12 protein-coding genes, 1 tRNA gene and 1 pseudogene are annotated in these 13,688 nt (G+C 59.8%); 6 read left to right on the top strand and 8 right to left on the bottom strand.

Translation table 11 applies throughout. From position 1 onward, the window contains the following. The first annotated feature begins 1 nt into the window (after position 1). The 5 genes from lolA to serS all read left to right on the top strand — a co-directional run bounded on the left by lolA (position 2) and on the right by serS (position 4,188). Positions 2–643, top strand: coding sequence for an outer membrane lipoprotein periplasmic chaperone LolA (gene lolA, locus Ga0074115_RS09540; protein ID WP_057955131.1), 642 nt, complete (start codon positions 2–4; stop codon positions 641–643). Continuing rightward, positions 640–1,968 (top strand): replication-associated recombination protein A, encoded by a 1,329-nt coding sequence (locus tag Ga0074115_RS09535; RefSeq protein ID WP_060528457.1) that lies wholly within the window; start codon positions 640–642, stop codon positions 1,966–1,968. Before lolA ends, Ga0074115_RS09535 begins: the two co-directional genes overlap by 4 nt. Before the next feature lie 268 nt (positions 1,969–2,236). Continuing rightward, positions 2,237–2,608 carry a fluoride efflux transporter CrcB gene (gene crcB / locus Ga0074115_RS09530; protein WP_060528456.1) on the top strand — a complete coding sequence of 124 codons (372 nt, stop codon included), beginning with the start codon at positions 2,237–2,239 and terminating at the stop codon, positions 2,606–2,608. Beyond that, a complete protein-coding gene (locus tag Ga0074115_RS09525; protein WP_005959049.1) occupies positions 2,605–2,916 on the top strand; it encodes a DUF190 domain-containing protein in 312 nt (103 codons plus the stop codon). Before crcB ends, Ga0074115_RS09525 begins: the two co-directional genes overlap by 4 nt. A 3-nt stretch (positions 2,917–2,919) precedes the next feature. Then, positions 2,920–4,188 (top strand): serine--tRNA ligase, encoded by a 1,269-nt coding sequence (gene serS, locus Ga0074115_RS09520; RefSeq protein ID WP_057955132.1) that lies wholly within the window; start codon positions 2,920–2,922, stop codon positions 4,186–4,188. A 41-nt stretch (positions 4,189–4,229) separates the two neighbouring features. Here the strand turns inward: serS and Ga0074115_RS09515 are convergent, their stop codons facing one another. Together Ga0074115_RS09515 and Ga0074115_RS09510 are read right to left on the bottom strand one after the other, a co-directional pair. After that, a complete protein-coding gene (locus Ga0074115_RS09515) occupies positions 4,230–4,409 on the bottom strand; it encodes a hypothetical protein (RefSeq protein ID WP_057955133.1) in 180 nt (59 codons plus the stop codon). A 72-nt stretch (positions 4,410–4,481) separates the two neighbouring features. Continuing rightward, positions 4,482–5,150 (bottom strand): Bax inhibitor-1/YccA family protein, encoded by a 669-nt coding sequence (locus Ga0074115_RS09510; RefSeq protein ID WP_057955134.1) that lies wholly within the window; start codon positions 5,148–5,150, stop codon positions 4,482–4,484. A 171-nt stretch (positions 5,151–5,321) separates the two neighbouring features. Between Ga0074115_RS09510 and Ga0074115_RS09505 the strand changes: the two genes are divergently transcribed. Beyond that, positions 5,322–5,412: transfer RNA gene (locus Ga0074115_RS09505), tRNA-Ser, on the top strand. 153 nt (positions 5,413–5,565) lie between these two features. Here Ga0074115_RS09505 and Ga0074115_RS09500 read toward each other — a convergent pair. The 6 genes and pseudogenes from Ga0074115_RS09500 to Ga0074115_RS09475 all read right to left on the bottom strand — a co-directional run bounded on the left by Ga0074115_RS09500 (position 5,566) and on the right by Ga0074115_RS09475 (position 13,618). Further along, positions 5,566–6,501 carry a 3'(2'),5'-bisphosphate nucleotidase CysQ family protein gene (locus tag Ga0074115_RS09500; protein WP_057955135.1) on the bottom strand — a complete coding sequence of 312 codons (936 nt, stop codon included), beginning with the start codon at positions 6,499–6,501 and terminating at the stop codon, positions 5,566–5,568. Then, positions 6,498–7,482, bottom strand: a pseudogene (locus Ga0074115_RS09495) (phosphotransferase). Before Ga0074115_RS09495 ends, Ga0074115_RS09500 begins: the two are co-directional and overlap by 4 nt. Before the next feature lie 111 nt (positions 7,483–7,593). Then, entirely contained in the window at positions 7,594–9,567 is a 1,974-nt protein-coding gene (locus tag Ga0074115_RS09490) for an alpha-amylase family glycosyl hydrolase (protein WP_060528455.1), read from the bottom strand. Further along, positions 9,537–10,481, bottom strand: coding sequence for a carbohydrate kinase family protein (locus Ga0074115_RS09485; RefSeq protein WP_232433021.1), 945 nt, complete (start codon positions 10,479–10,481; stop codon positions 9,537–9,539). The genes Ga0074115_RS09490 and Ga0074115_RS09485 overlap by 31 nt, the downstream gene beginning before the upstream one ends. 90 nt (positions 10,482–10,571) lie before the next feature. Next, a complete protein-coding gene (locus Ga0074115_RS09480) occupies positions 10,572–11,429 on the bottom strand; it encodes an HAD-IIB family hydrolase (protein WP_057955138.1) in 858 nt (285 codons plus the stop codon). After that, positions 11,426–13,618 carry an HAD-IIB family hydrolase gene (locus Ga0074115_RS09475; protein ID WP_057955139.1) on the bottom strand — a complete coding sequence of 731 codons (2,193 nt, stop codon included), beginning with the start codon at positions 13,616–13,618 and terminating at the stop codon, positions 11,426–11,428. The genes Ga0074115_RS09480 and Ga0074115_RS09475 overlap by 4 nt, the downstream gene beginning before the upstream one ends. Positions 13,619–13,688: the final 70 nt, after the last annotated feature.

Genomic DNA, 13,688 nt, shown 5'->3' with positions numbered 1-13,688 from the left:
TATGACCCGATTTTTTAGCCTGCTGCTGACGCTCCTGCTGAGTGGATTCGCTCAGCCTTCATTGGCAACAGAAGCCGATGGCGCTACCGGCGTGAAACAGCTGCGGCAGTTTCTGTCCAATCTGATTACCCTGCAAGCGGAGTTCGTACAGACTCTGCGCCAGCCCGATAGCGACCAGATCTATATCACCAGTGGCATCCTCTATCTGCAGCGTCCCGGGCGCTTCCGTTGGCAGTATGACGCGCCTAGCCACCAGCTGATCATCGCTGACGGCAACCGCATCTGGCTGCACGACAGGGAGTTGGAGCAGGTCTCCCACCGGGATCAGCAGGCGGCGCTGAAGGGCACGCCGGCGCAGCTGCTCAGCGATACCGGGCCGATCGAGCGGCACTTTGCCATCACGGAGCTGGGCCAGAAAGACGGCATCGACTGGCTCAGCCTGAAGCCGAAACAGAAGGATGTGGAGATTGATCAGGTCAAACTGGGGCTGAAACAGAACCAGCTGGTGCAGATGGAAATGGTCGACAACTTTGGTCAGATCACCCGCTTCCGCTTCTCCAATCTGCAGCGTAACCCCGCCCTGGAACATGAGTTGTTTGTCTTCGATCCGCCGGATGGGATCGACATGATCGGCGACCTATGAGCCAGTCAGCGGACCTGTTTCAGGCCGGGGCGATCGCCGGCCGGCCGCTGGCAGACCGGATGCGGCCGCGTTCTCTGGCGGAATTCAGCGGCCAGCAACATATCGTCGGCACAGGCAAGCCGCTGCAGCGGGCAATCGAGTCCGACCACCTCCACTCGATGATCTTCTGGGGTCCGCCGGGCACAGGCAAGACTACCCTGGCGCGGCTCATCGCACGTCACTCCGGGGCGCAGCTTCTCAGCCTCTCGGCGGTGCTTTCCGGGGTCAAGGAGATCCGTGCCGCGGTGGAGCAGGCAAGGCTCGCACGACAGCAGGAGAGCCGCCCGACGCTGCTCTTCATCGACGAGGTGCACCGCTTCAACAAGTCCCAACAGGATGCCTTTCTGCCGCATGTGGAGGATGGCACCCTAGTGTTCATCGGTGCCACCACCGAGAACCCCTCCTTCGAGCTCAACAACGCGTTGCTCTCCCGCGCCCGCACCTATGTACTGAGGGCGTTAACGGGAGAGGAGCTCGAACAGATCATCGAGCAGGCGCTGCAGGACAGTGAGCGGGGGCTCGGCGGGAACGGCCTCGGCATCACTCCTGATGCACGTAGATTGCTGGCCGAGGCGGCGGATGGTGATGCGCGGCGTGCTCTCAACCTGCTGGAGATTGCCGCCGATCTAGCAGAACAAGGGGAGATCGGCGTCGAGCTGATCGGCGAAGTGGCCAGTGGCACCCTGCGTCGCTTCGACAAGGGCGGCGAGGCCTTCTACGATCAGATCTCGGCGCTACACAAATCGGTGCGCGGCTCGGCCCCCGATGCGGCCCTCTACTGGCTGGCGCGAATGATCGACGGTGGCTGCGATCCACTCTACATCGCCCGGCGGGTGGTGCGCATGGCCTCGGAGGATATCGGCAACGCCGACCCGCGCGCGCTGGAGATCGCGCTCAACGCCTGGCAGGCCCAGGAGCGCCTCGGCAGCCCGGAGGGGGAGCTGGTGATCGCCCAGGCGGTGGTCTACCTGGCCTGTGCCCCCAAGAGCAACGCGGTCTACATGGCCTGGAAGCAGGCCCTGTCGGTGGCGAAGAAGTCAGGCTCTCTGGAGGTACCGCTGCATCTACGTAACGCCCCCACCAAACTGATGAAGGAACTCGACTACGGCAAGGCCTACCGCTATGCCCACGATGAACCCCACGCCTACGCCGCCGCTGAAAACTACTTTCCGGAGAGGCTGGAAGGAAGCTGCTTCTACCGTCCAGTCGATCGCGGCATGGAGATCAAGATTGGTGAGAAGCTCGAATTCCTCAAGCGACTCGACCGGGAGCAGGGCGCTGGTTGAGTGACAAGTGGATCGAGAGAGGGTAGGGCGTCTGTCTGTCGTTTGGTGTTATTACAATAGATCTGCCGTTCAGCCTGACCTGTCCGTCTGAAGGCGGACTACGACCTGCCTGTTCGAGGCCGGCCAACGAAGGCCCCGCTATCATTCACGGCAGGCTATTTCAATCGTTGTGGGCTGCAGCGATTTCGCTGCATCCTGCTGCGTTTCACGGCCCGCTGCGATGGGTGTAGAATGCGGCAGTTTATCATTCTAGAGACTCGGAATTCTGATGCAGATGATCGCCATCGCAGCCGGAGGCGCAGCAGGAGCGCTGTTCCGGTTCTGGGTCTCCAGCGGGGTTTACGGGCTGCTTGGCCGGGCCTTTCCCTTCGGCACCCTGGCAGTGAATCTCATCGGCTCGCTGTTGATGGGCTTTCTCTACGTCTACCTGTTGGAGCGTGCTAGTGTCGGGCCGGAGCTGCGTGCGGCACTACTGGTCGGTCTGCTCGGTGCCTTTACCACCTTCTCCACCTTCTCCATTGAGACCCTCAATCTGCTGGAGCAGGCGGACTATCTGAAGGCAATGTTAAATGTGCTGATCAGCGTTATCGCCTGTCTCTCAGCCTGCTGGCTGGGGTTGACCCTGGGAAGACAGTTATGAAACAAGAGAGCGTTACCATGGTGCGGGTCTACCTTACCGAGGGTGATCACCAGATGCAGCGACTGATGCACTTTCTACATGCGGAGGAGAAGGTGCGCGGTATCACCGCGTTTCGTGGTATCGCTGGCATTGGCGCCTCGGGGCGCATGCATACTTCATCGCTGATCGATGTCTCGTTGGACCTGCCGCTGGTGGTGGAGTTCTTCGACCGCACGGACAAGGTGGAGGGGATCCTCGAGGATCTCAACAAGATTGTGGAACCGGGCCATGTGGTGAGCTGGCCCGCAAGTTTGAATATGGGTGAATAAACGATGCTGGACCCCCGTCTGTTAAGAAACGATCTGGAGAATGTCGCGGCGCAACTGGCGCGACGCGGCTTTCAACTCGACACGGATAAGATCACTGCGCTGGAGGCGCAGCGCAAGTCGCTGCAGGTTGCAGCCCAGGAGCTGCAGAATCAGCGCAACAGCCGCTCCAAGTCGATCGGCAAGGCGAAGGCGGCAGGCGAGGATATCCAGCCGCTGCTGGCCGAGGTGGCGTCGCTGGGAGACCGCCTGAAGCAGACCCAGGAGGCGCTGAACCAGGTCCAGGCTGAGCTGGGCGCGATCACCCTCGGCATCCCCAATATTCCCCATGAGTCGGTGCCCGATGGCAAAGATGAGGCGGATAACCGAGAGGAGCGTCGCTGGGGTGAGCCGCCACAGTTCGACTTCGAAGCAAAAGATCATGTGGATCTAGGCATCGAAAACGGGCTGCTGGATGCAGAGGCGGCGGCCAAGCTGACCGGCTCGCGCTTCACCGTGATGTCAGGCCCGCTGGCGCGCATGCACCGGGCGCTGATCCAACTGATGCTCGATACCCACATCCAGCACGGCTACACCGAGGCCTATGTGCCCTATCTGGTCAATACCGACAGCCTGCGTGGCACCGGTCAGCTGCCCAAGTTCGAAGAGGAGCTGTTTAAGCTACAGGGCGAGCATGAATACTATCTGATCCCCACCGCCGAGGTGCCGCTCACCAACCTGGTGCGTGATGTAATCATCGACGCCGACGAGATGCCGCGCCGCTATGTAGCCCACACGCCTTGTTTCCGCTCCGAGGCGGGCTCCTACGGCAAGGACACCCGCGGCATGATCCGCCAGCATCAGTTTGAGAAGGTAGAGCTGGTGCAGGTGGTCCGGGCCGAAGATTCCTTCGATGCGCTGGAGCAGCTCACCTCGCATGCCGAGGCGATCCTGCAGAAGCTGGAGCTGCCCTACCGGGTGGTGACCCTCTGTACCGGGGATATCGGTTTCTCCGCCACCAAGACCTACGATCTGGAAGTTTGGCTGCCGGGGCAGGGCAAATATCGGGAGATCTCCTCCTGCTCCAATTTCGTGGATTTTCAGGCACGCCGGCTGCAGGCGCGCTGGCGCAATCCCGAAACTGGCAAGCCGGAACTGGTACACACTGTGAACGGCTCCGGTCTGGCGGTCGGTCGTACCCTGGTGGCGGTGATGGAGAACTATCAGGATGCGGAAGGCAGGGTCAGGGTACCCGAGGCGTTACGTCCCTACATGGGCGGCATCGAGGTAATCTGATCAGGGGAAAGCGGTCCCGGCACTGGCGGGGCCGCTAGACTTCAGACCATCGCCATCAGCAGGATCACAAAGCCAATCACGGCACCGATCGGCAGCAGCACCGCCATCCAGTCACCTTTCTCTGCCTTAGGGCCGTTCTGGCTCCAGTGTTTGTAGGCGGGCCACATCGCAAACAGCATCATCACCATTGCAGCGGCGGCCAAAATCTTCATCCAGTCCATCGATTTTCCTCCTCAGCAGATATAAAAAAACCCCGGCACCGGGCCGGGGTTTGCCGTCAGACAAGGGTCTGATCAGTCATCACTCATCACGCCGAGCAGATGCAGCAGGCTGATGAAGATGTTGAAGATGCTGATGTAGATGCCATAAGTGGCCATGATGTAGTTGGTCTCACCGCCGTGGATGATGCGGCTGGTGTCGAACAGGATGAAACCGCTCATCAGCAGGATGATACCGGCAGAGAGCGCCAGCGAGAGGGCTGGCATCGCGAGGAAGATATTGGCCAGCATTGCGACCACCACAACCATCATGCCGGCAAACAGGAAGCCCCCCATGAAGCTGAAGTTCTTGCGGGTGGTCAGTGCATAGCCAGAGAGACCGAGGAAGATCACGCCGGTGCCGCCGAAAGCGGTGGTGATGATTTCAGGGCCTTTTGGCAGTGCAGCGTAGATGGAGAGGATGGCGCCCAGTCCAAAACCCATCAGACCGGTGATCATGAAGATCACGCCGATACCGGCGGAGGAGTTGGCGGTACGGGGCAGCACAAAGATGCCGAGCACCATGGCGACGATGACAGAGACCATGTAGGTCATCGGCGGCATCGCGATGAACATCGAGATGCCGGCCATGACTGCGCTGAATGCCAGTGTGGCAGAGAGCAGCATGTAGGTGTTCTTCAGCACCTTGTTACTCGCCAGTACCGATTCCTGGGTACGGGTAGAGGTGAAATCAATCTGGTTCATGTCGGCTTTGCCTCCTGGGTAAATGCCAGCAAATCAATAGGTTGTGTATAAGACACTGGATATCCGTTTCGGTTCCGCAAGGATACATCTATCCAGCCAAAGATCAACACGATGAAAGTAGAGTTTCGACTGGTATTTTCAAGTCGATTTCAGGTATCCTAGCGCGCTCTTGGAGAGGTGGCAGAGCGGTTGAATGCACCGGTCTTGAAAACCGGCGTGGGTTTGTAGCCCACCCAGGGTTCGAATCCCTGCCTCTCCGCCACTCAATAAGCATAAGCCATTGATATAACAGCTTATTAATCAATTGGCGGCTTACGCTTCCCACAAATTAATCCACAATATAATGCTGGATTGCTCTGTGCCTCTTTGAACGACAGTACGTGATGATGTGTTATTTGGTAACACTTAGCACCGTTTACTGGAAGTTTGTCTGAGCATTTTCTGAAAGTCTGCCGGCCTTGCGATGTAACAGCACACTGTGATGTAGCGCAATGATGCGGTCGGCTAGAGCCTGGTGAGCGGCATACAACAGCCCGCGATGGTTCATGAAGGTGGAATCTGGTCGGTTAAGCTCCATGGGGTGGCCGTAGATATCGGAGGCCACGGCCCCAGCCTCATGGAACAGGCAGGCGGTAGCGGCATAGTCCCATAAACTGCCGCCGCTATTGTCGCTGCGGGGGTATTTGAAGTAGCAGATGTTGGGGTCTTCGAGGATGCCGCAGGCATTCATTACACCACCAGTGCGAAACTGAATATCGGAGCCGTCCAGACCCAGTTGCCGGGCGATATCATGTAAACCAGTCCGGGTATGTTCCAACCAGGGATGTGACTGGAAACTGAAGTCGATACTCAGGATTAGGGGCTGTTTCGGGTCCAGGTCAGGGATCTGTATGGGGTGTCCATTTTTGTATGCCCCCTGGCCACGGATGGCATGAAACAGGACTTGCTCCACCGGATCATACGCCACACCGATCAGCGGGTCGCCATTCCGAGCCACCAGGGCAATAGAGACGGAAAAGCCGGGGGTGTTGTTGATGAAGGCCAGCGTGCCGTCCAGGGGATCGATACACCAGAAGGCGGGTTTTTCCTGGCGTTGACCGTCATCGGGGGACTCCTCCGTGAGCAAAGCGAGATCATATTCAGCACGGCTGGGTTCCAGTATCTCCAAAATAGCGGCTTGAGCCTTGTGATCCACTTCAGTGACCACCTGACCGGCGAGGCTGGCGCTACTCTCTTTGTGGTGAAACTGGATCTTGGTTTGTCGGTGGGTTTCGATGATATGGCCTGCGGCATGGGCCGCGCTGAAGGCCAGCTGGCTCAGTTCGTAGAGTTGATCATTGCTGAAGATCATGGGGTGTCCTGTAATTGGCTCACCACCTCATGGGCGAGGCGTTCACTGTAACTGTGAATTTTCCAGTGGCCGGGGCTCCAGCCTTTGAGGAAACGATAGAAATCGATCCAGGCCACGCTATACAAGGGCCGCCAGGCCGCTTCCACAGCTGCAGCATCGATCCGGGGGTGGTGCAGAGCCAGGGCCTGTTTCAGGACAGCGAAGTAGGCGTTGAGCAGGGGTTCCTCCCAGCGTTCGCATTCGTCTTCGTTGAGGCAGCTGCCGATGAAATAGGCCACGTCCTTCATGCCACAACCGCCGCCCACGTATTGAAAGTCCACTGCCGCGACCTGGATTCCGTCCAGCGAGAAACAGAAATTGGCCAGCTTGGCATCGCCATGCACAAAGGTTTGGAAGGGGGGCCTCGTTCAGAGTCCGGTCCAGAACCTCTGCAGCCTGTTTTAGTTCACCCTCCTCCATGGTGGCCAGTTCATCGGGGCGTGTGTCCAGGTGCCAATAGGTGCCTATGTCCCACAGCCCTTCCGGTTTCTCGTCCATGAAGGTGGCATGGAAGTGGGCAAGCCAGCTCAGGCAGCGGATCATTTCGGCCTCGGTAACACTGCCCTTGCGGGCCGGGAAACCGCTGCCGTCCAGATCTTCCAGCACCATCAACACTTCATCGTCGTGATGTTCCAGGGCCAGACAATGGGGGATGCGGCAGTGGTCATCACAGCGTGCGGCCCAATGTTCGTACCAGGCGGTTTCCACCTGATAGGAGTGCAGTTTGCGTTGGTGGGATCGATCGGTGTTCCAGCCACGCGGGTGTCTGCTCTGATCCGGTAACCGTACGTGTTTGACCACCACGGTGTTCAGTTCCGAACCGATCAGGCCGTAGCGGTCGATACTACCGTAACCACTCCACAGACTTTGAATTGAACCGCCTTCGAACAAATCATCGGCGCCGGTGGCATTGAGGATAATGCCGCGTACGTGTGAATCCATGAATTAACACTAATTAGGGAATATGGGCAATCATACCCTGAGCGGATACGGGGGAATTCCAGCATTTGCTGCCTGTGATGTGTGGAGCTGAAGGTAATATCAGCGTAGCCCTCACAGCTCCACTTCCGGCTGCTGGTCTGTCAGCCAATAGAAGCGGTAGGGCGGTATCACCAATTGCTCTTTGAACAGGGCTGGTGACTCGCCGCTGCAGAGGTCTTTAACCTGGCCGTAGCAGAACATGCCGCGGTTGCCGAGTTCGTTCAGGTTGATGTATTGGGGTGAGGCGTCGAAGTTGGCGACTACCAGCACCCGGTCGCCGCTCTGGTTGGGGTGGCTGCGCCAGAAGGCGAACAGGTGTGGGTTGTCGAGTTCGAGCAATTCGCGGTTGTTGAAGTCGGCGAAGGCGGGAATGCTCTTGCGCACCGCGATTATCTTCTTCAGGCCGTCAAAAATTTGCTGTTCGACAGTGCCGTGGCGTAGCCGCAGCTCGGCTTTCTCCCAGTCGAGCTGCGGACGGTGCATCCAGCGGTTATCGCCGGCCTTGCTCTCATCCTGCAGAAAACTGCAGTCGTTGAGAGTACCGATCTCGTCACCGTAGTAGAGCAGCGGGATGCCGCCAAAGGAGAGGATCATGCTGTGCAGCAGCAGGATCAGTTTGACAGCGCGCTCGATCGCCTCCGGATCGTCCTGTTCCAGTGCCCACTCTAGCCCCACCAGCGAGGCCAGCGAGCCGGAGATACGGGCGTCACCGGTCTTCTCATTGACGCCGAAGGGTTGTCCCTTGGCCTCGGAGTCGTCGTAGGCGCCGGTGAAGTAGTCCACCAGAAAGCGTCGGTGGGCGAGGGGTTCGTAACCGGCAAGGCGGATGTCCCGGTCATCGAAGCCGAGGCCGATATCGTCGTGGCAGCGGATATAGTTGAGCCAAGTGGCACGGTCGAGTTTGCCCGGCAGGTTGCGGATACCCTGGTTGAGCAGCTTGGCATTGCGGGTAGCGATCGCATCCCAGAGTAGCGCCATGAAGGTGGCGTTGTAGGCGATCTCACACTCCTTGGCGATCACAGCATCCTCGCCGAAGTATTTGATGATCTCTACCGGTGCGACGATCGCCTCGGCGATGAACAATACGCCGGGGGCGGTGACTTGGCAGCAGTCCTTCATCAACTGCAGGATCAGGTGGGCCTCGCGCTCATTCTGACAGTTGGTGCCAATCTTCTTCCAGAGGAAGGCCACCGCATCGAGGCGCACGATGTCGGCCCCCTGGTTGGCCCAGAACAGGATGATGTCGATCATCTCGATGAACACCGCCGGATTGCTGTAGTTCAGATCCCACTGGTAGTCGTGAAACACGCTCATCACCCACTTGCCCATCGTCTCGTCCCAGGTGAAGTTGCCGGGTGAGGTCTCGGGGAAGATCTCAGGCATGGTCTCCTCAAACATGTCGGGCACGTCGCGGTTGTCGAAGATGTAGTAGTAGTCCTGATATTTTTGCTCGCCGCTGCGGGCCATCTGCGCCCAAGCGTGTTCGTCGGAGGTGTGGTTGACCACCACGTCGAACACCAGCAGCATCTCCCGTTTGTGCATGGACTCGGCCAGCTCGCGCAGGTCGTCGAGGTTGCCGATGCGGCTGTCGAGCTGGCGGAAATCACTCACCGCATAGCCGCCATCGCTGGCGCTCTCGGGGCACTTCAGCACCGGCATCAGGTGAACCATGTTGATCCCCAGCTCCTGCAGATAGGGAAGCCGTGAGCGGCCCCCCCGCAGGTCGTCGGCGAAGCCGTCGGCATAGAGCGCCATGCCAACCCACTGCTGGCTGAGAAACCAGTTGTGCTCCTTCTCCCGTGCTATATCGCTCTGTTCCAGCCGCTTGCTGCGGGTGATGTATTGGTTGGCCATTACTTCCACCAGATTGATCATCTGTTCGGTGAAGTCGCTACGCTTGCCGTAGAGCAAGTGGAACAGGCTGTGGATGGCGTAGAAGTTGGCGCCGAGACGAGTGTAGAAGTGGCGCAGATCCTGGCGCCGGATCTCCGGCTTGAGGCGGTCGAGGATCTCGTTCAGTAGGGAGTGGGCGACCTGTTCGTACATGCTTGGCTTCTTTTATGTTGGGGTGGGACGGGGTACCAGAGTCCCCACTGCTGTTTCAGTCTCTGGTAGAGGGCGGTATCCCGCACGGTTGCGCCGCGCATGCCGACGATCAGCGAGGCAAACACCTGGGCGCGACTCAGCATGCTGGCAAGATCCCAGTCCCTGAGCAGCCCCAGGATGCAGACGCTGGCGAAGGCGTCACCGGCACCCACTGTGTCGACCACCCTGGTGTCGCTGGTGGGAACGATCTCGGCGTGGTGCTGCTGGCTGTCCAATGCAAACGCGCCCTGGCTGCCGCGGGTGACGATGATCAGCTCGAGTTGATGGCACTGCAGCAGGTGCTCCGCTTTGTTCCGCAGGTTCTCGCTGCCCGGCAGCAGGGCATTCACCTCGTCATCATTGAGCTTGGCCCAGGTGGCGTCATCCAGCATCTGGTTGATCGATTCCGCATCCCACCAAGGGGGGCGCAGGTTGACGTCCAGGAAGATCGGGGCTGGATGGCTCTGTTTCAGACTGGCGAGGGCGCTGGCCGAGTGGGGCTGGCGTAGCGCCAGACTGCCATGGTAGATCAGGGTGGCCTCGAGCGATGGTAGCGCATTGGCCTGAATGAAATCATAGGCGCGCTCGGCGACAATCTCAAAGTGTGGCTCGCCATCCTGGATGGTCACCTCGACGCTGCCGGTGGGGTGGGCAGAGTCGAGCTGCAGCGCGGCGCTGCTCAGCCCCCACTGCTGCATGGTGTCGCGGATCTGCCGCCCCAGCGGGTCGTCCCCCACGCGGCTGATGAAGAGGGGGGCTGCGCCCAACGCCTGCAGATGCCAGGCGACATTGAAGGGGGCACCGCCCAACACACGGCTGCCATCTTCAAAGCAGTCGAACAGCACTTCGCCAAAGATGATCGGGTGTGATTCCATTTCTGCCTCAGCTTATTGGGTGGCTTGTCTGATAACTCGGCAATCAAACATCGCGCCTGCTGGCCCGACCCTATCTGACTGGAGCCGGCTCTACAAATGACTCTCCACCCCCTCGATCAGTGGCTGCAACTCGGGGTGGAAGTGGGCGACGCCCTCCAGAATGCCGGCGCTGTAGTTGCCATTCATGCCGAACAGCCCGCCGCTGGCCAGGTAGAGTGCAGGGAGGGTGCCGTTGACGCGACTGGCGGCGATCGCATCCTCTACCACTGAGGGCATGGCGTTGGCGACCAGCACCGAGGGGATCGGGCTCGCCAGCACCGGCAGATCGTTACCGCTATCACCGGCAAACAGGGTCTGATGGCGCGGGATGCCGAGATAATCTTGCAGGAACTCTACTGCATGCAGCTTGCTGGCTCGGCGCGGAAGGATATCAAGCAGGCCAACGCCAGCCGGCTCATCGACGCTAAGAATCAGGTTGGCGGCGACACCATACTGCTGAAAGCGTGCCTCTATCTTTTTCACCAGCGACTGATGCTCCAGGTGCAGTGGCAGATAGTAGCTGAGCTTGTAGCGGTTCTGTTTGCTGTGCTCTTGCAACCGCAGGTTGTCGAGATCACTCAGCAGCAGGCGCAGTGCCTGGTGATCGAGACCGTTCCAGTCGGGAGCGATCTCCTCCTGCCAGTGAGACCAGAGCTGCCAAGCTCCCTGTCGAAGGTCGTAGATCGTGCTGCCGACATTACTGATGACAAAATCGGGACGTGGCAGCAGATAGTTCTTGATCGCCTCCTGCACCAGACGACGATCGCGTCCGCTGACAAACACCAGGATTACTTCTGGCTGCTCGACCAAATGGGTGAAGCGCCAGCGTGCATCCGGTGATTCAGGCTCGACCCCGTTGGGCAACAGAGTGCGGTCGAGGTCGGTACAAAGCAGCAGCGGAGTCGTCATCTGGCGCTCCCATCGGGCTCCGCCAGCTGACAGCTGCGGAAGAAGTCGTAGTGCTGCAGCGCTTCGAGGATGCCCGCGGCGTAGGGGGCATGGGCGAAATAGATGCGCTCGGCGTCTTCCAGCTGCGACAGCTCCTCATGGTGGCGGTTACCCACCACCACCGCCAGGGTATTGCCACGCATCATATCCTCGTCGGCGCCGGAGCCGCCAGCCACCAGGATGCGTTCCAGTGGGATGCCCCAGTGCGTCGCCATGAAGCGCAGCGCCAGCCCCTTGGAGGCGCGGATCGGCAACACATCGAGGAACTGGCCGAACGAGAGCACCACGTTGACCGAGAGCTCCTCCTGGTGCAGCAGCTGGTTGATCTCGTCGAGGCAGGGCGCCTTCTCCGGATCGATGTAGTAGCTGATCTTGAAGTGGCTCTGTTCGACCCGTGGCTGCGGCTGCAGACCGGGCAGCGCATTTAACACCCGGCGCACGAGTTGCGGGGTCCACTGTTTTTCAATGTGGCGAGTCCAAGCCGTGTCCTCGGTCAATTTCGGCGCATAGTGGATGGCGCTGCCGCCGCTGGTGATCAGCACGTCTGGCTCCGGGATGTGGTACTTTTTCATCATCTTCAGGGCCGAGTCGAGGCGGCGTCCGGTGGCGATACCGAAGGAGACGCACTTACGATTTTTTCGTAGCAGGCTGACCAGCTCCGCCAGTGATTTCTTATCACCCAGCAGATTTTGATCGAGGTCGGTAAAGATCGCCCGGTCGTGATAAAGCATGGGACGCCGACCGCGTGCAGTGCGCACCAGCGGTGGGGCCGTCTTCGCCACGACCGGCAGCACCATCTCCAGATAGCGCTGCGCATGGGCATTCCAGACGTAGTGTTCACGCACCCCCTGCAGGCCGAGAACCGAACGCTGCTGCCACTGCTCCCAGTCGAGCAGCACGCTCTTCAGGGCGAGGGCGATATCTTCCGGGTCGAGGGGGTCAATCAGCAGGCCATTCTGACAGTTGGCGGTGATGTCGCGGGGGCCGCCATCCTCAGTGGCGACGATCGGCAGGCCGCTGGCCGCCGCCTCGATCAGGGTTAGACCGAAGGGCTCGGTCAGCGCTGGATTGACGAACACGCCGTTGGAGAGCGCTGCCAACCGATAGATCAGCGGCACGTCATCCGCTGTGTGGTGTTTGGGGTAGGCAACCTTGCCATACAGGTCGAAACGGTCGACCAGCTGCAATAGCTCACCCAACACCTCCTGGGCACCACCATCCAGCTCGGCAATATCGTCCCGGTTACCCACCACCACCACCAGGTTTGCCATCTCCTGCAACTCTTCGTCCTCGCCGTAGGCGGTGAGCAGGGCGGCGATGTTTTTACGTGGATCGGGGCGCGACAGGGCAAGGATGATGGGGCGTTCGGGTTCGCGCAGGAAGCGCCCCAGCTCGGCGGCGATATGGGTTTGCCACTCACCACCCTGGGGTGGATGGAAGCGGGTCAGGTCGGTGCCGGGTGGAATCACCACCATCTGTTCGGGTTGGTAGTGGTCGTAGAGCTCGTACTGCTCCTCGATCTCCTGATGGGTGCTAGTGATGACCCGCTCGGCGGAGGCCAGGGTCATCTCCTCTGCTTCGATGCGCCGCGACATCCGGTAGCGCTCCTCCACCTCGGTGGCGCTGATGCCGCTGGCGAGCAGGCGGCGGCGCTTGACCCGGCCCAGTGAGTGGCCGGTGTGGATCAGCGGCAGGCCGAGGATGTGTGAGAGGCGACTGCCGATATAGCCTGCATCCGCATAGTGGCTGTGCAACAGGTCGGGCAGCTGCTGTTGTTCATCGAACAGCCTGGTGGTGTTGTCGATGAAGCTGTCGAGATGTTCCCAAAGCGCCTCTTTTGGGAGATAACCCCGAGGCCCTGCCTCGATGCGAACGATGCGTGCGCCGTTGCCCAGATCCTCCAGTGGCTGCGCATAATCCTGGTTCACGTCCGGATCGTCGACCAGGCGTGTGAGCAGGTCGACCCTGCCGACAGCAGGTTGATTGGCCAGCGCCTTGGCCAGTTCAACCACATATTTGGTCTGACCGCCGGTATCGGCATCACGGCCCAGTTCCAGGTCCTCGCCCCGGATCAAGCCATGCACACTAATCAGACAGAGGTAGAGTGGTTTGCTGTTATCGATGGTGGCTCCTGAGCCAAGATGCGTCACTGACTGGTCTCACCTGTTCGACTTCCGCCCCGGCCGTTCTCTGGGGGGCGTTTTCTGTCACTGATGATAG

This window comes from endosymbiont of Ridgeia piscesae (assembly GCF_001443665.1).
In the GTDB taxonomy this organism is placed as follows: Bacteria; Pseudomonadota; Gammaproteobacteria; order Chromatiales; family Chromatiaceae; genus Endoriftia; species Endoriftia persephonae.
The sequence above is the reverse complement of the archived record's forward strand: the minus strand, read 5'-3'. Positions and strand labels throughout refer to the sequence as shown.

Coding starts and splice junctions, on each gene's coding strand:
- Ga0074115_RS09500 (WP_057955135.1), bottom strand. CDS start 6,501: ATGATCTTCAGCAATGATCAACTCTACGAACTGAGCCAGCTGGCCTTC.
- Ga0074115_RS09485 (WP_232433021.1), bottom strand. CDS start 10,481: ATGGAATCACACCCGATCATCTTTGGCGAAGTGCTGTTCGACTGCTTT.
- serS (WP_057955132.1), top strand. CDS start 2,920: ATGCTGGACCCCCGTCTGTTAAGAAACGATCTGGAGAATGTCGCGGCG.
- crcB (WP_060528456.1), top strand. CDS start 2,237: ATGCAGATGATCGCCATCGCAGCCGGAGGCGCAGCAGGAGCGCTGTTC.
- Ga0074115_RS09525 (WP_005959049.1), top strand. CDS start 2,605: ATGAAACAAGAGAGCGTTACCATGGTGCGGGTCTACCTTACCGAGGGT.
- Ga0074115_RS09480 (WP_057955138.1), bottom strand. CDS start 11,429: ATGACGACTCCGCTGCTGCTTTGTACCGACCTCGACCGCACTCTGTTG.
- Ga0074115_RS09510 (WP_057955134.1), bottom strand. CDS start 5,150: ATGAACCAGATTGATTTCACCTCTACCCGTACCCAGGAATCGGTACTG.
- Ga0074115_RS09490 (WP_060528455.1), bottom strand. CDS start 9,567: ATGTACGAACAGGTCGCCCACTCCCTACTGAACGAGATCCTCGACCGC.
- Ga0074115_RS09535 (WP_060528457.1), top strand. CDS start 640: ATGAGCCAGTCAGCGGACCTGTTTCAGGCCGGGGCGATCGCCGGCCGG.
- Ga0074115_RS09515 (WP_057955133.1), bottom strand. CDS start 4,409: ATGGACTGGATGAAGATTTTGGCCGCCGCTGCAATGGTGATGATGCTG.
- lolA (WP_057955131.1), top strand. CDS start 2: ATGACCCGATTTTTTAGCCTGCTGCTGACGCTCCTGCTGAGTGGATTC.